The following is an 18892-nucleotide window of genomic DNA, read 5'->3' as shown; positions in this document are numbered from 1 at the left end:
ACATGGGCACGGGCAGCGGTACGCACGCGCCCCGGACGGGCGGTCCGGCCCGGCCGTCCGGGGCGCGCTCCACCACGCCGGTCGCGCTGGGGCACGAGACGCACGGCACCGGGCCCGGCCTCGTGCTGCTGCACGGGGTCGGGCTCGACCGGGGGATGTGGGAGCGGTGTCTGCCCGCGCTCACGGCCCGGCACCGGGTCACGCTGGTCGATCTGCGCGGCCACGGCGCCTCCCCGGCCGCGGCCCCCGGGGTGTCGCTGGCCGAGCTGGCCGCGGATGTCGCGGCCCTGCTGGACGGACCGGCGCATATCGCCGGCTTCTCGCTCGGCGCCCTGGTCGCCCAGCAGCTCGGCCTGGACCGGCCCGACCTCACCGCCTCACTGACGCTGGTCAGCTCGGTGGCGGGGCGGTCGGAGGAAGAACGCGCGGCGGTGGCGCGGCGGCGGGAAGTGGCGGCCCGGGACTTCGGGGCGTCCGCCTGGGCGGCGGTCGACCGCTGGTTCTCGCCCGGGTGGCGGGCCCAGGAGCCCAGCCTGGCGCAGCGGGTGCTGGACACGCTGCTGGCCAACGACCCCGTCTCATACCTCGCCTGCTACGACATCTTCGCGACCGCCGACGCCGGGCTGTGGCCGGTGCTCCCCCGGATCACCGCCCCCACCCTCACGGTGACCGGGGAGAACGACCCCGGCTCGACCCCGGCCATGTCCCGCCTGCTCGCGCGGCGGATCCCCGGCGGCCGGGCGGTGATCGTGCCCGGGGCCCGCCATCTGCTGCCGCTGGAATGCCCGGAACAACTCGCCGAAGCGATCCTCACCCACACCGGACATCAGGAGTGCCACAGCTCATGAACCGCCTGCCGCGCCATGACCACTACATCGCGGGCGAGTGGACCGCCCCCGCCGACGGCGGCTACTTCGCCAGCGTCAACCCGGCCACCGCCGAGCCCTGGTACGAGGCGGCGAACGGCACCGCCGCCGATGTGGAGCGCGCGGTGGGCGCCGCCCACGCCGCCTTCGAGGATCCGCGCTGGCGCGATCTGAGCCAGACCCGGCGCGGCCGGCTGCTGCGTGACCTCGGCGATCTGATCGGCGAACACGCCGAGGAGCTGGCCCGCACCGAATCCCTCGACAACGGCAAGCTGCTGCGCGAGATGCGGGCCCAACTCGCGGGCCTGCCCGAGTACTTCTATTACTACGCGGGGCTCGCCGACAAGATCCAGGGCGATGTCATCCCCGGCGCCAGCCGCGAACTGCTCAACTACACGTTGCGCGAACCGGTGGGCGTGGTGGGTGCCATCACCCCCTGGAACTCCCCGCTGCTGCTCACCGCCACCAAGCTCGCCCCGGCGCTGGCCGCGGGTAACACGCTGGTCATCAAGCCGTCGGAGCACACCTCGGCCTCGCTGCTGGCGCTCGCCCCGCTCTTCGAGAAGGCGGGCTTCCCGCCCGGCGTGGTCAACGTGGTCACCGGCTTCGGCGCGTCCGCGGGCGGCCCGCTGACCGAGCACCCGGACGTGGCCAAGGTGACCTTCACCGGCTCGACCGAGACCGGCCGCCGGATCGCCCGCACCTGCGCCGATCGGCTGATCCGCTGCACCCTGGAGCTGGGCGGCAAGTCGCCCAACATCATCTTCCCGGACGCCGATCTCGGCTCGGCCGCCATGGGCGTGATCGCCGGGGTGTTCGCCGCCGCGGGCCAGACCTGTGTGGCGGGCAGCCGGGTGCTGGTCCACCGCGAGGCGTACGACGAGGTTCTGGAGCGGGTGGCGGCCCGGGCCGCCACCATCGCGATCGGCGACCCCCTCGACGACGCCACCGAGCTGGGCCCGCTGGCCATCGCCGACCAGCTGGAGAAGGTCGAGGGTTACGTCGAACTGGGGCGCTCCGAGGGCGGAAAGGTGATCTGCGGCGGGTCCCGGCCCGACACCGGGCTGAACGGATACTTCTACTCCCCCACCGTGTTCACCAACGTCGACAACACGCTGCGGATCTGCCAGGAGGAGATCTTCGGGCCGGTGGCCACGGTCATGCCCTTCGACTCCGAGGAGGAGGCCCTCTCCATCGCCAACAACTCGGCGTACGGCCTCGCGGCGGGGGTGTGGACCCGGGATGTGAACCGGGTGCACCGGATGGCCTCCCGGCTGGAGGCGGGCACGGTGTGGGCCAACACCTACCGTTCGATGTCGCCGATGTCGCCCCGGGCGGGCTTCAAGAACAGCGGCATGGGTACCGAGCACGGCACGGAGGTCATCCGGGAGTACACCCGGCTGAAGAGCGTGTGGATCAACACCAGTGAGGAACCGGCCGGGGATCCGTTCATCCTCAGGTCATGAACCTATGAGGTCATGACGGCAACAGGTCATGACGACATGTCCAGGCGGGAGCGCTCTTGTATGGCAGATCACACTGGCCTGTCCCCGATTGAGGGCCCGGTTGACGGGGAGAGAGCGCCCCGCATACTGTCCCGTGCCATGCAACAACCCACAGGGAAGCGGCTTCAGCAGACCAGCATGCAGGCCAGGGTCGCCGAAGAGCTGCGGCAGATGATCATCAGTGGCGAACTGCCGCCCCGCTCCAGCCTGTCCGAGATGGCGCTGTCCGAGACCTTCGGGGTCAGCCGGACGCCCATCCGCGAGGCCCTCAAGCAGCTCCAGATAGAGGGGCTGGTCGAAGTCCGGCCACGGGTCGGCACCTTCGTGGCCGTACCGTCACGCCGTGAGCTGACCGAGCTGTTCCAGATGAAGGAGCTGTTCGAGGGGGCCGCCGCCCGGCTGCTCGCCTTCCGGGGGAACGTACCCGAGGTGGAGCAGCTGGAGGCCAGCATGCGGGCGGCCGACCAGGCCGTCCAGGACGGCGACGCCGAGCGGTACGCGGCGCTGGTCCACGAGTTCCACGATCTGATCGTCAGGGGCGCGGACAACAGCAAGCTGGAGGGGCACTACCGCACCCTGATGAACCAGCTCGCCTACGCCCGGCTGGTGCGCACCTCGCTGTCCCGCCCCGGGCGGCTCATCGAGTCGGACTCCGAGCATCATCGCGTCCTCAGCCTGATCCAGGCCAAGGACGGCGACGGTGCCGAGCGGGTGATGCGCGAGCATGTGCGCGCCAGCCACCAGGCCCTGATGAAGGGCATGGACGAGCGCGGACACTGAGCGCGTCCCGGGGGCCGTCAGCTGTCGGTGGCGGCCCGAGCGGTGCGCAGCGCCGAGCGGAGCCGGTTCCTGGCGCCGAGCAGGTGTTCCCGCAGGGTGGTGACGGCGGTCTCGGTCTCGCCGCCGCGCACGGTCTTCAGCAGGTCGACGTGGGCCTCGGCGGAGGGGTGCAGATCGACGTCCTGGGCGTTGGTGACGTCGAGGATGACCCCGAAGGTGGGGCGGTACTGCTCCCAGACCGCGACCAGCCGCCGGTGCCCGGACAGCAGGTAGAACTGGGAGTGGAACTCCAGGTCGGCGAGAGCGAAGTCGCTCGGCGAGGAGCGGTCCGCGGCGTCCCGCATCCGGTCGACGAAGCCCTGGGCGCGGTCCCAGTCGCCGGGTTCGGCCCGGCTGATGGCGAGGGTGAGGGCCAGGGTCTCCAGGGATTCCCGCAGCGTGTACAGCTCGTCCACGTCCGTCTCGGTGAGCCCGGTGACGAAGACCCCGCGGCGGCGGGATTCGACCAGCCCCTCGGCCTCCAGCTGCCGCAGCGCGTCGCGGACCGGGCCGCGGCTGACGTCGTACTGCTCGGCGAGGGCACCTTCGACGAGATGGGTGCCGGGGCGCTGCCGTCCTGAGATGATGAGGACGCGCAGCTCGTGAGCGACCAGATCGCCGAGGGACTGCTGCTGTAGCGAGGTGATGGGCACCGACGGGCTCCTTCTGGGGGGCGGAACGTCCTTCAGTCAACGGTTAACCGTCGACTCATTATTCCTCCTCAGGGCCGCTTCGGAAACGGTGGCGAAGGCGATGCCGCGCCGCTGCCACGTATACGCGACCGCGACGCCGTCCGCCCAGGGCACGACCGCCGGGTAGGAGAACTCAGCTCGGCCGTCGGTCCGCACGCCGGTCTCGTCCGGGACGATGGCGCCGGGGCGGGAGACCGGGCGGTCCTCCAGCACCACCGCCCGGCGCCAGGTGATCCCGTCGTCCTCGGAGACGGACAGCACCAGCGGGGTGCGGGCGCCCCACTCGGCCGCCACCGGGTTGTGCGCCAGCACCACCCGGCCGTCGGCCAGCCGTACGGCGTCCAGACCGCTGTTGTTGTTCGGGACCTCCAGCGGCCGCGCGGTCGACCACGTACGGCCGCCGTCGTGGGAGGCGCTGCGGCAGACCCGGCCGCAGGAGCTGCGCAGCAGCATCCGGACCTCGCCCGGGGCGCTCTCCCACAGCGCGGGCTGGATGACCCCGGCGCCGGGGAACGCCGGGCGGTCCAGCGGTACGGGCGCGGAGCGCCGCCAGCTCGCGCCGCCGTCGTCCGAGCGGTCGGTGAACGCGTCCCAGCGGCCGCCCGCGCGCTGCGGCTCCTCGGTGGAGGCGGGCGCGAGCCAGCCGCCGTCGGCGAGGCGGACCGGCTTGTTCTTCACCGGTCCGCGGCCACCCGCCCCCTCCCCTCCCGGCACCAGTTCGGCGGGGGCGGACCAGGTGCGGCCGCCGTCCGGGGAGCGCAGCACCCGGGTGCGCCAGTCGGGGATGCGGTGGCCGGTCTTGTAGAAGAGCAGCACCTCGCCGCGGCCGGTGGCGAACAGCACGGGGTTCCAGTGCGGCAGCCCCGCCTCGTCCGCCACCTTCACCGGCGCCTGCCACCCGCCGTCGGTCCGCCGCGCGAGCCAGATCGCCACGTCGTCCGCGCCCTCCCGGCTTCCGGCGAACCAGGCGGCCAGCGCCTCGCCGTCCGGCAGCGGAAGCAGGGTGGCGGCGTGGCAGTGTCCGAAGCGGGGATCGTCGCGCAGGACGAACTCGCGGCGGACGCTCACGGCCGGCTCTTGGCGGTGGCGCGCTCCGGCGCCTCGGCGGTCTCGGGACCCGGTGCGGGCGCGGGCCCGGCCGCCATCGCGGAGCTGGTGTCGACCAGGTCGCGGCGGGAGGTCTCGGGGGTGAAGAAGTACGCGGCGGCGGCCGAGACCAGGGCGACGGCGCTCGCGTAGGCGGCCACCGGGACCCAGTTGTCGCCGCCGCCGGTGAGCGCGGTGGCGATGAACGGGGTGAGGCCACCGGCCACGATCGCGCCGAGCTGAGCGCCGACCGAGGCGCCGCTGTAGCGGACCTTGGAGCCGAACAGCTCGGTGAACAGGGCGGGTTGGACGGCGTTGCAGGCATTGTGGGCGAGGTTGATGACCAGGCAGTACGCCAGCACGATCAGCACCGCCGAGCCGGACTTCAGCAGCAGGAACGCCGGGAAGGCCAGCACCGCGGCGGCCAGCCCGCCGTAGACGTAGACCGGCCGGCGGCCCACCTTGTCGGAGAGCGCGCCGAAGAAGCCGTGGGCGGGGAAGGCGAGCACCGAGGCGATCATGATGGCGGTGGTCAGCGTGGCCTTCGGGATGCCGAGGTGTTCCGGTCCGTAGGACACCGCGAAGACGGTCAGCAGGAAGAACGGCACGCTCTCGCTGAACCGCAGCGACATGATCAGCAGCACGCTCCGCCAGTCGTGGCGCAGCACCTCCAGCAGCGGCGCCTTGGCCTTGCCCTCCTCTTGCTTGACCTGCTCGAACACCTCGGACTCGCCGAGCCGCCCGCGCATCCAGAGCCCTACGCCCACCAGCACCGCGCTGCACAGGAACGGCACGCGCCAGCCCCAGGACTGGAACTGCCCGTCGGGCAGCATGCCCATCAGCGCGAACATTCCGGTGGCCAGCAGCTGCCCGGAGAAGCCGCCGGTGTTGGGCCAGGCGCTGAAGAAGCCACGGCGGTGGGCCGGGGCGTTCTCGACGACCATCAGCATGGCGCCGCCCCATTCGCCGCCGACCATGAAGCCCTGGACGAAGCGCAGCACCACGAGCAGCACCGGCGCCCAGATCCCGATGGTGTCGTACGTTGGCAGAAGACCGACGGCAAAGGTGGCGGCGCCCATTCCGCACAACGTCGTGATCAGCGTGGTCTTGCGCCCGATGGTGTCGCCGAGGTGGCCGAAGACGAAGCCGCCGAGCGGGCGGGCGATGAAGCCGATGCCGAAGGTGGCGAACGAGGCGAGGGTGCCCGCGAACGGGCTCAGACTCGGGAAGAAGAGATCGCCGAACACCAGCGCGCTGGCGAGGCCATAGAGCAGGAAGTCGTAGAACTCGATGGTGTTGCCGATGAAGCTCGACAACACGGTGCGACGGAGCTGGGCGGACGCGTGGCGTGAGGTCATGTGGTTCTCCTGCTCTGGGCCTCATTGCCCGGGAAACCAGTTAACCGTTCACGGTTAACCGTGGCGATGAGTATGGGATCCCGCACGACACCCGTCAATAGGAACCCTTGACGCCGCGGAAACGGCTCCGTAACTTCGGTTCAACTTTTGAAAGATCGAACCGTCGAACACCTGCAGAACCCTTCAATTCTCTTCAAGGGGCGAAGAACATGAATGGTGTGCGCAGACGAACGGTGCTCGCCGCGGCCGGTGGCACGGCCATCGCGGGCAAGGCCGCGACCGGCACGGCCCACGCCCGGGAGCGGCCGGGCCCCGGCGAGCGGCCCGCGGCGGAGCCCGCGCCGTACGAGGCCGAAGTCCAGGCCCTGCTGGGGAAGATGACGGTCGAGGAGAAGCTGGGCCAGCTCCAGCAGCTCGGCTGGACCGGCGACACCGGGCCCGGCGGCGGACAGACCGCCGAGGCGGAGAAGGCGGCCCGCCAGGGACGGCTCGGCTCCGTTCTCAGCATCTACGGGGCGAAGACCACCAACACGCTCCAGCGGATCGCCGTCGAGGAATCACGTCTGGGCATTCCGCTGCTGTTCGGGCTCGATGTCATCCACGGCATGTGGACCACCTTCCCGATCCCGCTGGCCCAGGCCGCGAGCTTCGACCCGGCGGTGGCCGAGCGGGACGCCGAGGTGTCGGCGAAGGAGGCCCGCTCCGTCGGGGTGCACTGGGCCTTCTCCCCCATGATGGACGTCACCCACGAACCGCGCTGGGGCCGGATCTCCGAGGGCAACGGCGAGGACCCGCATCTGACGGCCGCGTTCGCCGCCGCCAAGACCCGCGGCTACCAGGGCGAGGACCTGCGGTCCAAGGACCGGCTCGCGGCGTGCGCCAAGCACTTCGTCGCGTACGGCGGCGCCGAGGGCGGGCGCGACTACAACACGGTGGACGTCTCCGAGGCCCGGCTGCGCAACCTCTACCTCGGTCCCTTCCTGGCGGCCGTGGACGCCGGGGTGGCCACCATGATGGCGAGCTTCAACACCATCAGCGGGGTCCCGGCCCATGGCAACCCGCACACCCTCACCGACATCCTCAAGGGCGAGTGGAAGTTCGACGGCGTCGTCGTCAGCGACTACAACGGCGTTCAGGAGTTGACGGTCCACGGCTTCGCCGCCGACCAGGCCGACGCCGGACGGCTGGCGCTGAACGCCGGGGTCGACATGGAGATGGTCAGCACCACCCTCGCCGACCATGGCAAGCGGCTGCTGCGCAGCGGCGCGATCACCACGGCCCGGCTGGACGACGCGGTGGCCCGCATCCTGCGCCTGAAGTTCCGGCTCGGGCTCTTCGAGCACCCCTACGTGGACGAGGACGCGGCGGTCAACGAGCCCACGAAGGCGTCCCGGGCGGCGGCCCGCGAGACCGCCGCGCGCACCATGGTGCTGCTCAAGAACACCCCGCCGAAGAAGGAGAAGAAGGCGCTCCTCCCTCTCGGCCGGTCCGTCTCCTCCATCGCCGTCGTCGGCCCCTTCGCCGACTCCACCGATCTGCGCGGCTCCTGGGCCGGGCCCTGGGCGGACGCGTTCCCGCCGGTCACCGTCCTCGACGCGGTCAAGGACGCCGCGCCGAAGGCCCGGGTCAGCCATGCCCCCGGAGTGGACCCGGCGGGGAAGGACACCGACGGCATCGCGAAGGCCGCCACGGTGGCCAGGGCGGCCGAAGTGGCGATCGTCGTGGTCGGGGAAGCCTCGGAGCTCAGCGGGGAGGCGGCCGTACGCAGCGACATCAGCCTGCCCGGGCAGCAGGAGAAGCTGATCGCGGCCATCGCGGACACCGGCACGCCCTTCGTGGTGGTCCAGGTCAGCGGGCGCCCGCTGGTGATGAGTGGCTGGCTGGACTCGGCACCCGCGGTGCTCCAGGCGTGGCATCCGGGCATCGAGGGCGGCAATGCCATCGCGGACGTCCTGTTCGGCACCGTGAACCCGGGCGGCAAGCTGCCCGTGTCCTTCCCGCGCTCGGTCGGGCAGATCCCCGTCTACTACAACCACGAGAACACCGGGCGCCCCTACAACCCGGACGACAAGTACACGTCCAAGTACCTCGACCTCGCCGACGGCCCGCAGTTCGCCTTCGGCCACGGCCTCAGCTACACCACCTTCGACATCGGCGGGCCGAAGCTGTCCGTCAGCCGGATCACGGCCGACGCGCTGCGCGAGGGCGACACCGTGGAGGTGGCGGTCGCGGTGCGCAACACCGGGGAGCACGAGGGGGACGAGGTGGTGCAGGTGTATCTGCGCGACCCGGTGGCCAGCCTCGTACAACCGGTGCGGCGGCTGTGCGGGTTCCGCAGGATCACCCTCGGCGCGGGGAAGTCCACCACCGTCCGGTTCCGGCTGGGCGCCGAGGATCTGGGCTTCTGGACCCATGACCGGGACGGCACGTTCACGGTGGAGAAGGGCGAGATCCAGATCTACGCGGGCGACAGCTCGCTGGCGAGGAGTGAGACCACCCTCACGATCACATAGTGGGACGGCGTCCGGTCTTCTGCACAGCCCGCCCGGGTTACTTGTAGGGTGCATGCTGACAACTCCAGCCCGGGAAGACCTCGCCCATGACCGCCGCGCCCCGCCCCTCGCCCCGCATGCCGAGAAGCCACCCCGTCCCGCGACACCGCGCGGCCCCCCGGAACTCCGGCCGGGCGGAGGTCCCGTGGGCGGTGTGATCACCGGTTTCGGTGTCATCGCGAGCATCATCGTCACCGGCTATGTGCTCGGTCGCCGCGGGGCGTTGGGCGGGCAGGGCCGGGAGGTGCTGACCAAGCTCTCCTTCAACGTGGCCTCGCCCGCGCTGCTGTTCACCACGCTGGCCCATGCCCACCTCGCCGTCGTCGTCTCGACCCCGCTGCTGGTCACGGCCCTGAGCACCTTCGTGGTGGCGGGCGTGTTCGTCACGGTCGGCGCGGTACGCAAGTGGAGCGTGGGCCGCACCACGATAGGCGCCCTGTGCGCCAGTTATGTGAACGCGGGCAACCTCGGCATCCCGATCGCCGTGTACGTCCTCGGCGACGCGTCCCTCGTCGCCCCGGTGCTGCTGTTCCAGCAGCTGGTGATGACCCCGATCGCGCTCACCGTCATCGACCTCAGCCGCCCCGGCGAACACCCGCCCTCGGTACTGCGCCGCCTGACCACCCCGTTCCGCAACCCCATCGTGATCGGCTCGCTGTCCGGGGTCGCGGTGGCCGCCACGGGGTGGCGGGTGCCCGGGCCCGTCATGGAACCGTTCAACCTGGTGGGCAGCATGGCCGTCCCCGCCGTGCTGCTGGCCTTCGGGATCTCGCTGCCGGGCAGTGAGCTTCCCGGGCGGGGCGAGGAGCGCGGCCCGGTGCTGCTGTCCGTGGCGCTGAAGTCCTTCGGCCAGCCGGTGGTGGCATGGGCCATCGCGGCCGGTGTCTTCGGGCTCAGCGGCCCCGCCCTCTTCGCGGCCGTCGTCACCTCCGCGCTCCCCGCGGCGCAGAACCTGTTCACCTACGCCGTGCGCTACGACACGAGCACCATCCTGGCCCGCGAATCCATCCTGCTGTCCACGGTGCTGGCCGCGCCCGTGCTCCTCACGGTGGCGGCGCTGCTGGGCTGAGCCCGGGGCCCGGTGGGGTTTACCGCCGGAGGCCCCGGGCAGGCGATTATTCGTGCTTCGGACCGGAGGCACGCCTCGCGGGAGCAGTTCGACCGCTCCAGGACGCGGCCCACCGGTCCGTATTCTGCGCGCTCCCGCATGGCAGCGACCACGGTCCCAGGCGACCCGTCAGTCCATCGCAGGAGAGGTGTGTGACATGACGACCGCAGCGCAGCACACGGCACGTCCCCGGTCCGGTTCCTCGAAGCACCCGCATGACGATGCCCCCGACACCAGCGCCGAGTTCCACGAGATGGCCCGCCTCCCCGAGGGCCCCGAGAAGGAGGCGCTGCGGCAGCGGGTGGTGGAGGCGTGGATGCCGATGGCGCGGCGACTGGCCCGCCAGTACCGCAACCGGGGGGAATCCTTAGAGGATCTGGAGCAGGTGGCCGCGCTGGGCCTGGTGAAGGCCGTCAAGCGGTACGACCCCGAACACGGCACGGCGTTCGCGGGTTTCGCGGTGCCCACCGTCGTCGGCGAGATCAAGCGCCACTTCCGGGACCACCTGTGGGTGCTGCACGTCCCGCGCCGGGTCCAGGAGCTGCGCAACCGGGTGCGGGCCGCACACCGCGAGCTGTCCCACTCCCTCGACGACGCCACGGTCCCCACCGAGGCCATCGCCGAGCGCACCGGCCTCACCGAGAAGGAGGTGCGCGTCGGCATGGAGGCCATGGGCAGCTTCACCCCGCTGTCCCTGGACGCCCAGCTGACCGGCGCGGACGACGGCTACTCGCTCGCGGACACGCTCGGCGGCCAGGAGCCCGCGTACGACCGCGTGGTGGACCGCGAGGCGGTGCGCCCCGGGCTCCGGCGGCTGCCCGCCCGGGAGCGCGAGATCCTCTACATGCGGTTCTTCTGCGACATGACCCAGAGCCGGATCGCCGAGCAGCTCGGCATCTCCCAGATGCATGTCTCCCGGCTCATCAACCGCACCTGCTCGACGCTGCGCGCCCAGGCCATGGCCGAGCCGAGCGCCGGCTGAACCGCGCGCCGTCCGCCGCTCCCCCGCGTTGCGCCGCTGGAACGATGTGCATCGCCTCAGCGGGTGACCGCGGCGCCGTGGAGAGCGACGGATCCGCTCCGGGCTGCGAGGGTCGGGGCGCGCGACCCACGGACGCCCAGCGAAGGAGAACGCCCATGACCACCCCCCAAGGCCCGCCCGCGGTGTCCGACCTCAAGCTCCTCATGGGCCAGAAGGCGCTGGTGACCGGGGCCAACTCGGGCATCGGCAAGGCCACCGCGATCGCCCTGGGGCGCGCGGGCGCGGATGTCGTCGTCAACTACGTCTCCGACCGGCCCGCCGCCGAGGCCGTGGTGAAGGAGATCGAGGGCCATGGTGTGCGCGCGTACGCCCACCAGGCGGATGTGTCGCAGGAGGACCAGGTGGTCGGCATGGTGTCCGCCATGGTCGACCGGCTCGGCACGATCGACATCCTGGTCGCCAACGCGGGCCTCCAGCGTGACGCCCCGATGGTGAAGATGACCCTGGCGGACTGGGAGAAGGTGCTCTCCGTCAACCTCACCGGCCAGTTTCTGTGCGCCAGGGAGGCGGTCAAGGAGTTCCAGCGGCGCGGTGTCGTCCCGGAGGTGTCGCGGGCGGCCGGGAAGATCATCTGCGTCAGCTCGGTCCACCAGATCATCCCCTGGGCCGGGCATGTGAACTACGCGTCGTCCAAGGGCGGCGTGGCGATGATGATGCAGACCATGGCCCAGGAGCTGGCGCCGGAGAAGATCAGGGTGAACGCGGTCGCGCCGGGCGCCATCAAGACCCCGATCAACCGCGACGCGTGGGACACCGAGGAGGCCCGTACGGCTCTGCTGGAGCTGATCCCGTACGGCCGGATCGGGGACCCGCGGGACATCGCGCACGCCGTCGTCGTCCTCGCGTCCGACCTCTGCGACTACGTCGTGGGCACCACGCTCTACGTGGACGGCGGGATGACCCTCTTCCCCGGCTTCGCGACGGGCGGCTGACCTCGGCCGGAGCGCCGCCGTCGGGCGATAAGGCGCGGGTGGAGCGACGATGGTGGTGTCACTGTTCCCTCAAGGAGGTGGACGACGATGACGTTCCCCTCGGATAACTCGCGTGACTCCGATGATCAGCGTAATGAGCGCCCCACCGGCCAGGACCGCTCCCCCGGCGGTCTCCTGGGCACCCTGTCGGACTCCGCCTGGCAGGTTCTGCTGACCGCGGGCCTGGCCGCCATCGTGCTGGGGCTGCTGGTGCTGGTGTGGCCCTCGGCCACCCTGGCCGTGGTCGGCGCCCTGTTCGGCGTGTACCTGCTGATCAGCGGGATCTTCTCGCTGGTCGGGGCCTTCGGGGCGCACGTCCCGCGGTCGATGCGTGTCCTCAGCTTCGTCAGCGGCGCGGTGAGCGTGTTCCTGGGCCTGATCTGCTTCCGTGGCCCGGCCCAGTCGATCCTGCTGCTCGCGCTGTGGATCGGCTTCGCCTGGCTGCTGCGGGGCGTCATGCACACCGTCATGGCCGTCCAGGACAGGGAAATCCCCGCCCGCGGCTGGCAGATCTTCCTCGGTGTCGTCAGTGCCCTGGCCGGGATCGTGCTGATCGTGTCGCCCTTCGGCTCCATCGCCGCGCTCACCCTGGTGACCGGCGTCTGGCTGCTCGTTCTGGGCATCATCGAGGTCATTCACGGAATCCAGCTGCGGGCCCGGCTGGGAGGCCACGCGCCCCGCAAGGCGCATCACGGCTTCCGCTTCCGTCAGCAGCCCCATCCGCAGCCGTGAACCGCCGCGACAGCCGCCCCCGAGCGGCTGTCGCGACAACCAGGGGGGCTAGTGGGTCTGCACCCACCACGCCATCAGACCGATGGCCGCGGTGCCGCTCGCATACGACGCGCCCCGCACGAAGTTCGCGGCGGCGAGCCGACCGTATCGGCGCCATCTACTACTGGAACGGCTGGGTACCGGTGGGCGAACCTCCATCGTCTGCATATGGAGCCCCTTTCGTGACCGTACGGACAGTGACTGTCCGACAGGGGGAACGACGCGCTGAAGAAAGCATACAAAAGTGTGAACTTCCCTCAGGTGACTGACTCGCCGAGAAAATACCTTTCGACACGATTTCAGATCTCGTGCGCTCAGGGGCCGCTCCCGACCGGCGTACCGACTGCGAGGCGCGCTCAGCCCTGTCCGTGCCAGCGCAGCACCGCGCCCAGTCCCCCGGCCGGTCCGGACACGCCCTCGGGGACCAGCAGCACCTCGGTGTCGGCCACCACCGCGGACCGCATCAGCGCGTCGTCCGCCCGCGCCGGTTCGGGCGTGCTCACGCCCAGCGCCCGCGCCTGGGCCCGCTGCACCGCCACCTGATCGGCGCCGGGCCCTACCCACACCTCATGGCGCATGTCGCCGCCCGCCTGCCCCAGCAGCAGCGTGGCCGCCTGATGGCTGCGCACCGCCTCCACCACCGCGGGCACCCCCTCCGCCGCCCCGCTCGGCGCGGAGCCGTCGTGGCCGCTCGCGACGTGCCCGCCGGGGCGGCCGCGCCCGGCGCGGAAGAGATCGAGTACGGCTTCCAGATGGGCCCGGGCGCGGTCCGCGCGGGCATGGTCGATCTCCGCCTCCAGAAGCTCCCGGGCGGATCCGGGCGCCCGGCTGCCGTGCCGCGCCTCCACCGCCCGGTCCCGCAGCGGCTCGGGCAGCCGGTCGCGCACCGCCCTGCGCTCGCGCGGATCGCCCGCCAGGACCAGCAGCGGCGCGCCGCTGTCCGGCCACTGCCGTACCAGCTCCTCGGCGACGAGACCCGCCGTGTGCTCCCAGCCGTTCTCGACCCGGTTGCGGTAGTGCCACTCGTACCGGTCGGCGGGCATCGACCGGTGGCCGCGGCCCCGCGGCGCCCCGCCCGCGGTGCGGCACACCGGGCGGGCCCCGCCCTCGTCGCGCAGCTCCACGTCGGCGCCCGTCCGGTCGACGTACACCACCAGGCACGACGGCCACTCGCCGCGCAGCGACGCCAGCGGCGCCACCCGGGGCAGCGGCGACCAGGACGTCACGACGTCGCCCGGGGACGCGGCCAGCGGCAGGTCGAGCACCACCTCGCCGTCCGCCGCGAACAGCGCCCGTCCGGCGGACGCGGTGGCCGCCCGCTCACCGGCCAGTCTGCTCACCACCGCCTCACGGGTGCGCGGGTCGGCGCCCTGGGCGGTCAGCTGACCGGCCACGAACCGCTCCCGCAACCGGCGCCGCGTGGGGGCGTCCTCCGTGGCACGCGAGGTGTCGAGGTAGACGCACGCCCACGGACCGGGACGATCGAACAACGGCTTCAGGAATCCAACGTCCATGACCTCCCCCAAACCGGGGAAACACACGACCCGGACGGACGTCCGGACCGCCGCGCCACGTGGGCCACGTCGGGCGCTTCTCGAACCAAGGATCCCTCCAGCTCCCCGGGATCGCCAGGGCTGTCCGGCCGTTCCGCGACTAGAATTTGTCCCATGGCTCGCTCCAACGAGGAGGTCGAAGCCCTCCTGCGTGAGTACGCCGATCTCCTCCTGATCACAGGCGGGGACGCGTTCCGGGCGCGCGCCTACGAGAAGGCCGCACGGTCGATCGGCGGCCATCCCGCCGATGTCGCGGGGCTCGATGTGAAGGGGCTCCGGGAGATCCCCAACGTCGGCAAGTCGATCGCCGAGAAGGTCGTGGAGTATCTGCGCACAGGGCAGGTGCCCGCCGTCGAGAAGGCGCGCGCCGCGATCCCCGCCGGAGTGCGGGAGCTGACCGCGATCCCGGCGCTCGGGCCGAAGAAGGCCATGCTGCTGTACGAGGAGCTGGACATCGCCTCGATCGAGCAGTTGGCCACCGCGATCGATGAACACCGGCTGCGCGACCTCAAGGGCTTCGGGCCGAAGTCCGAGGAGAACATCGCGCACGGCATCGGGCTGCTGCGGGCCGCGGGCGGCCGGGTCCCGCTCGACCGGGCCATGGACCTCGCCGACGACATCGTGGCCGCGCTGTCCCGGGTGCGGGGCTGTGAGCGGGTGGCCTACGCCGGGTCGCTGCGCCGGATGCGGGAGACCGTGGGCGATGTGGACATCCTGGTGGCGGCGGCCGAATCGGCCCCGTTCATGGACGCGTTCACCGCGCTCCCGTACACCACCGAGGTCATCGCGCACGGCGAGAAGAAGACCTCCATCCGCACCACCAAGGGGCTCCAGGTGGATCTGCGGGTGCTGCCGCTCGACTCCTGGGGCGCGGGGCTGCTGTATTTCACCGGCTCCAAGGCCCACAACATCCGCGTCCGCGCGATCGCGGTGCGCCATGGCCTCAAGCTCTCCGAGTACGGCCTCTTCGAGACCAAGAGCGGGAAGAAGATCGCCTCGCGCAGCGAGGAGGACGTGTACGCACGGCTCGGCATGGACTGGATCCCGCCGACCCTGCGCGAGGACCGCGGCGAGGTGAAGGCCGCGCTGGAGGGCCAACTGCCCTTGCTGGTAGGCGAATCCGATCTGCGCGGCGATCTGCACACCCACACCGATCTCACCGATGGCCTCGAACCGCTGGAGAACATGATCGCCACGGCGGAGGGGCGCGGCTACGCGTACTACGCCGTCACCGACCACGCTCCGAAGCTCTATATGCAGCAGATGACGAAGGAGAAGATCCTCGCCCAGCGGGAGCGGCTGCGTGCCATGGACCGCGGGCGCGGGCGCCGGGACATGCGGCTGCTGCACGGTGTGGAGCTGAACATCGACGCCGACGGGGAGGTGGACTGGCCCGATGACTTCCTCGACGGCTTCGATCTGTGCGTGGCCTCGGTGCACACGCAGTTCGGCCAGGACCGGGACACCATGACCCGGCGGTTCCTGCGGGCCTGCGAGAACCCGCACGTCAACATCATCGGCCATCCGACGACCCGGATCCTCGGCAAGCGGCCCGGGGTCGACGCCGATCTGGACGCGGTGTTCGCCGCGTGTGCCCGTACCGGCACCGCACTGGAGATCAACGCGCATCCGAACCGGCTGGACCTGTCGGACGAGAACATCCTGCGGGCGAAGGAGTACGGCGTGGTGTTCGCCATCGACAGCGACGCACACTCGACGCCGGACCTCGCCAATCCGCGGTTCGGGGTGGGCATGGCCCAGCGCGGCTGGCTGACCACCGACGATGTCATCAACACCTGGCCGCTGACCCGGCTGAGGCGTTTCCTGCGCAAGGGATCGGGGCACCCGCGCGACGTATGACCGCAATGGATCCGCGTACCGAGCCCGCCCGCCGGGCACCCGGCGCCCGCACGCTCGCCGAGCTGGACGCGCGGGTGTGCCGGTGCCGCGCCTGCCCGCGGCTGGTCGCGTGGCGGGAGGAGGTGGGCCGTACCAAAAGGGCCGCCTTCGCCGACTGGGACTACTGGGCCCGGCCGGTGCCCGGGTTCGGCCCTCCGGACGCGGCGCTCGCCCTGGTAGGTCTCGCCCCGGCCGCGCACGGCGCCAACCGCACCGGCCGGATGTTCACCGGCGACCGCTCGGGCGACTTCCTGTACGCGGCGCTGCACACCGTCGGCCTGGCCAGCCAGCCCACCGCCACCCACCGCGGCGACGGTCTCGCCCTGCGCGGGGTCCGCGTCACCGCGCCGGTGCACTGCGCCCCGCCCGCCAACCGCCCCACTCCCGGGGAGCGGGACACCTGCCGCCCGTGGCTGGAGCGGGAACTGCGTCTGCTACGGCCGACGCTGCGCTCGGTGGTGGTCCTCGGGGCATTCGGCTGGCAGGCCGCCCTGCCCGCGCTGACGGCCGCCGGATGGACGGTGCCGCGGCCGCGGCCCGCCTTCGGACACGGCGCGCGGATCACGCTGGAGGCCGCCGACGGGGGTGCCCCGCTGCGGGTGTTCGGCTGCTACCACGTGAGCCAGCAGAACACCTTCACCGGCCGGCTCACCCCGGCCATGCTGCACGACGTACTCGGCGCGGCGGCGGAGGCGGCCGGGCTGCTGCCGCCACCCGCCGCTCCGCTCGGCCCCGCGCCGGAGGGTGGCTGACGAGGGGAAGGTGAGGCCCCGGGCACTGGGGCAGGAGGGCGCCCGGGGCCTCGTTCAGGGGGTGGGCCGGGTCAGTTGTCCCCGGCCCCGCTGGCGGCGTCACCGGCTCCGGCGCCGCTCTGGTCGCCCGTACCGGCGCCCGCGCCCGCGTTGGCACCGGCACCCGCACCGGCATTCGCGGCGCCCTCGGCACCCGCGCCCGCGTTGGCAGCGCCCGCGGCACCCGCACCGGCGTTGGCGGCGCCCTCGGCACCGGCGTTGGCGGCGCCTTCATCGCCCGCACCGGCATTCGCGGCGCCTTCGGCACCGGCGGCGGCGCCACCGGCATCGCCCGCGCCTGCGTCACCGGCGCCGATCACCGCGCCCGTGGCCTCCAGGGCTCCGGTCACCGGCTGGAAGAACGTCTCGCCACCCTGGGTGCAGTCGCCGCTGCCACCGGAGGTGAGGCCGACCGCCGCGTCCCCGGCGAACATCGCGCCACCGCTGTCGCCCGGCTCCGCGCACACGTTCGTCTGGATGAGACCGTTGACGATGTCGCCACCGCCGTAGTTCACGGTGGCGTTGAGGCCCGTGACCTCGCCATCGCTGACGCCCGTCGTACTGCCGGAGCGCTGGACCTCAAGGCCCACGCTGGCCTCGACGGCCCGGCCGATCGCCTGGTTGCTGCCGTTGGCGAGCTTGACCGCGCTCTCCGGCTGGGTGGTCGCGTCGTCGTACATCACCAGCGCGAAGTCGGTCTCGGGGAACTTGGTGTCCTGGACCGTGCCCAGCGCTTGGGCACCCGCCTGGTCCGCGGTCCAGGTCTCGGACTCGTTGCCGCAGTGGCCCGCGGTCAGGAAGCCGGGGGCTCCGTCGACGCTGACGTTGAAGCCGAGGGAGCAACGCGCGCCACCGCCGAAGATGGCATCGCCGCCGACGACACCGCCGGCCGCCGCGTCGCCACCGCCCGCGCCACCGGCAGCGTCGCCGGCACCGCCCGCGGCGTCCCCGGCACCACCGGCCGCTTCCCCGGCGCCACCAGCGCCCGCGTCACCCGCACCACCAGCGCCCGCGTCCCCGGCGCCACCGGCACCGGCACCGGCATCACCCGCACCACCGGCACCCGCGTCACCCGCGCCCCCAGCGGCCGCGTCGTCCGCACCCCCAGCGGCCGCGTCGCCCGCCGCGTCACCGGCCCCGGCGCCACCGCCGTTGGCGCCCTCGGCACCCGGCTGCTCCGTGTCGCCGCCGTCGAACCTCTTGAACTCGCCCTTCGTCCGCTGGACGGTCACCATGCCGTCCATCGCGTCCGTGGCCTTGGTCAGCGTGGCCCACTTCGTACCGGTCACGGTCTTGTCCGCGGTCACCCGGACCTTGTTCGTCACCGGGTCGATGGACCAGGCGGTACCGGCCACCGAGGCGTCGGTGCTCAGGGTGCCGGTGGCGGCCTTCAGCTCGGCCATGCTGTTCTGCACGATCTTGGCGACGGCGCCCTGGGCTTCCACGGTCTTCGCCGCGTCCTCGGTCATGACGTTCATGACCAGTTGGCTCGTGTCGTTGTTGAAGTACCAGCCAGCGCCATTGTCACCGAGGTCAGAGGCGAGGCTCCGCGCGAGTTTCACTGCCGAAGGGGACGAGAAGGTCTTCACGTCCGTCGTCTTGTCCTGGCTCGCATTGGCATTGGGCAGCAGAAGGGCGGCTGCCCCGAGCGCGACAACAGCAGCTCCGGAAACGGCGAGGGTCCGCTTGTTCACACGTCGGTGGTGGCTCAACACTGACCTCCAGTAGGGGGGCGCGGAGCGTGTGCGGATCGCCTGTTGCGTTCCGCCACGCTCCCGCGCAGGGCCACCACCGAATACGGGAGGCGTTTACTCGGTTCTCACCATGACTCACAGTGTGATGAATGGCTGCGCCGATCGATCCGGAGCGGTAGGGTCCG

At 71.8% G+C, this 18892-nt stretch carries 15 protein-coding genes; 10 read left to right on the top strand and 5 right to left on the bottom strand.

The features are described 5' to 3' along the window. Nucleotides 1–2: 2 nt before the first annotated feature. The 3 genes from ACZ59A_RS25135 (at nucleotide 3) to ACZ59A_RS25125 (ending at nucleotide 3151) form a co-directional block, all read left to right on the top strand. The gene (locus ACZ59A_RS25135) at nucleotides 3–848 is read left to right on the top strand and encodes an alpha/beta fold hydrolase (RefSeq protein WP_470962282.1); all 846 of its coding nucleotides are present in this window, start codon (nucleotides 3–5) and stop codon (nucleotides 846–848) included. Beyond that, complete coding sequence (locus tag ACZ59A_RS25130; RefSeq protein ID WP_470962279.1) at nucleotides 845–2332, top strand: aldehyde dehydrogenase; 1488 nt, start codon at nucleotides 845–847, stop codon at nucleotides 2330–2332. The genes ACZ59A_RS25135 and ACZ59A_RS25130 overlap by 4 nt, the downstream gene beginning before the upstream one ends. Nucleotides 2333–2470: 138 nt before the next feature. After that, complete coding sequence (locus tag ACZ59A_RS25125) at nucleotides 2471–3151, top strand: GntR family transcriptional regulator (protein WP_470962276.1); 681 nt, start codon at nucleotides 2471–2473, stop codon at nucleotides 3149–3151. Between the two features lie 17 nt (nucleotides 3152–3168). On the opposite strand, the gene ACZ59A_RS25120 is transcribed toward ACZ59A_RS25125, so the two are convergent. Genes ACZ59A_RS25120 through ACZ59A_RS25110 form a run of 3 tightly spaced genes read right to left on the bottom strand, consistent with a single transcriptional unit; the run spans nucleotide 3169 to nucleotide 6326 of the window. Then, nucleotides 3169–3843: a GntR family transcriptional regulator gene (locus tag ACZ59A_RS25120; protein ID WP_470962273.1), complete on the bottom strand. Its 675-nt coding sequence runs from the start codon at nucleotides 3841–3843 to the stop codon at nucleotides 3169–3171. Between the two features lie 36 nt (nucleotides 3844–3879). Continuing rightward, complete coding sequence (locus ACZ59A_RS25115; protein ID WP_470962270.1) at nucleotides 3880–4950, bottom strand: sialidase family protein; 1071 nt, start codon at nucleotides 4948–4950, stop codon at nucleotides 3880–3882. Further along, the gene (locus ACZ59A_RS25110) at nucleotides 4947–6326 is read right to left on the bottom strand and encodes an MFS transporter (RefSeq protein WP_470962267.1); all 1380 of its coding nucleotides are present in this window, start codon (nucleotides 6324–6326) and stop codon (nucleotides 4947–4949) included. The genes ACZ59A_RS25115 and ACZ59A_RS25110 overlap by 4 nt, the downstream gene beginning before the upstream one ends. Before the next feature lie 209 nt (nucleotides 6327–6535). Here ACZ59A_RS25110 and ACZ59A_RS25105 point away from each other — a divergent pair, with 209 nt between their 5' ends. From ACZ59A_RS25105 to ACZ59A_RS25085, 5 genes are all read left to right on the top strand, one after another. After that, nucleotides 6536–8839 carry a glycoside hydrolase family 3 N-terminal domain-containing protein gene (locus tag ACZ59A_RS25105; protein ID WP_470962264.1) on the top strand — a complete coding sequence of 768 codons (2304 nt, stop codon included), beginning with the start codon at nucleotides 6536–6538 and terminating at the stop codon, nucleotides 8837–8839. 184 nt (nucleotides 8840–9023) lie between these two features. Further along, a complete protein-coding gene (locus tag ACZ59A_RS25100; RefSeq protein ID WP_470962261.1) occupies nucleotides 9024–9947 on the top strand; it encodes an AEC family transporter in 924 nt (307 codons plus the stop codon). 196 nt (nucleotides 9948–10143) lie between these two features. Beyond that, the gene (locus ACZ59A_RS25095; protein WP_470962258.1) at nucleotides 10144–10968 is read left to right on the top strand and encodes a SigB/SigF/SigG family RNA polymerase sigma factor; all 825 of its coding nucleotides are present in this window, start codon (nucleotides 10144–10146) and stop codon (nucleotides 10966–10968) included. 155 nt (nucleotides 10969–11123) lie between these two features. Next, complete coding sequence (locus ACZ59A_RS25090) at nucleotides 11124–11960, top strand: SDR family oxidoreductase (protein ID WP_470962255.1); 837 nt, start codon at nucleotides 11124–11126, stop codon at nucleotides 11958–11960. Nucleotides 11961–12047: 87 nt separating this feature from the next. Then, a complete protein-coding gene (locus ACZ59A_RS25085) occupies nucleotides 12048–12731 on the top strand; it encodes an HdeD family acid-resistance protein (protein WP_470962252.1) in 684 nt (227 codons plus the stop codon). 395 nt (nucleotides 12732–13126) lie between these two features. On the opposite strand, the gene ACZ59A_RS25080 is transcribed toward ACZ59A_RS25085, so the two are convergent. After that, complete coding sequence (locus tag ACZ59A_RS25080; protein WP_470962249.1) at nucleotides 13127–14284, bottom strand: baeRF2 domain-containing protein; 1158 nt, start codon at nucleotides 14282–14284, stop codon at nucleotides 13127–13129. A 153-nt stretch (nucleotides 14285–14437) separates the two neighbouring features. Here ACZ59A_RS25080 and polX point away from each other — a divergent pair, with 153 nt between their 5' ends. Continuing rightward, nucleotides 14438–16183 carry a DNA polymerase/3'-5' exonuclease PolX gene (gene polX / locus ACZ59A_RS25075; RefSeq protein WP_470962246.1) on the top strand — a complete coding sequence of 582 codons (1746 nt, stop codon included), beginning with the start codon at nucleotides 14438–14440 and terminating at the stop codon, nucleotides 16181–16183. Continuing rightward, nucleotides 16180–16974: a uracil-DNA glycosylase gene (locus tag ACZ59A_RS25070; RefSeq protein ID WP_470962243.1), complete on the top strand. Its 795-nt coding sequence runs from the start codon at nucleotides 16180–16182 to the stop codon at nucleotides 16972–16974. Before polX ends, ACZ59A_RS25070 begins: the two co-directional genes overlap by 4 nt. 71 nt (nucleotides 16975–17045) lie before the next feature. On the opposite strand, the gene ACZ59A_RS25065 is transcribed toward ACZ59A_RS25070, so the two are convergent. Continuing rightward, nucleotides 17046–18707: a S1 family peptidase gene (locus tag ACZ59A_RS25065; protein WP_470962240.1), complete on the bottom strand. Its 1662-nt coding sequence runs from the start codon at nucleotides 18705–18707 to the stop codon at nucleotides 17046–17048. Between the last annotated feature and the right edge of the window lie 185 nt (nucleotides 18708–18892).

It is taken from the genome of Streptomyces sp. NPDC040405 (genome assembly GCF_055595765.1).
The sequence above is the reverse complement of the archived record's forward strand: the minus strand, read 5'-3'. Positions and strand labels throughout refer to the sequence as shown.

Coding starts and splice junctions, on each gene's coding strand:
- ACZ59A_RS25085 (WP_470962252.1), top strand. CDS start 12,048: ATGACGTTCCCCTCGGATAACTCGCGTGACTCCGATGATCAGCGTAAT.
- ACZ59A_RS25070 (WP_470962243.1), top strand. CDS start 16,180: ATGACCGCAATGGATCCGCGTACCGAGCCCGCCCGCCGGGCACCCGGC.
- ACZ59A_RS25105 (WP_470962264.1), top strand. CDS start 6,536: ATGAATGGTGTGCGCAGACGAACGGTGCTCGCCGCGGCCGGTGGCACG.
- ACZ59A_RS25095 (WP_470962258.1), top strand. CDS start 10,144: ATGACGACCGCAGCGCAGCACACGGCACGTCCCCGGTCCGGTTCCTCG.
- ACZ59A_RS25130 (WP_470962279.1), top strand. CDS start 845: ATGAACCGCCTGCCGCGCCATGACCACTACATCGCGGGCGAGTGGACC.
- ACZ59A_RS25080 (WP_470962249.1), bottom strand. CDS start 14,284: ATGGACGTTGGATTCCTGAAGCCGTTGTTCGATCGTCCCGGTCCGTGG.
- ACZ59A_RS25135 (WP_470962282.1), top strand. CDS start 3: ATGGGCACGGGCAGCGGTACGCACGCGCCCCGGACGGGCGGTCCGGCC.
- ACZ59A_RS25110 (WP_470962267.1), bottom strand. CDS start 6,326: ATGACCTCACGCCACGCGTCCGCCCAGCTCCGTCGCACCGTGTTGTCG.
- ACZ59A_RS25090 (WP_470962255.1), top strand. CDS start 11,124: ATGACCACCCCCCAAGGCCCGCCCGCGGTGTCCGACCTCAAGCTCCTC.
- ACZ59A_RS25125 (WP_470962276.1), top strand. CDS start 2,471: ATGCAACAACCCACAGGGAAGCGGCTTCAGCAGACCAGCATGCAGGCC.
- polX (WP_470962246.1), top strand. CDS start 14,438: ATGGCTCGCTCCAACGAGGAGGTCGAAGCCCTCCTGCGTGAGTACGCC.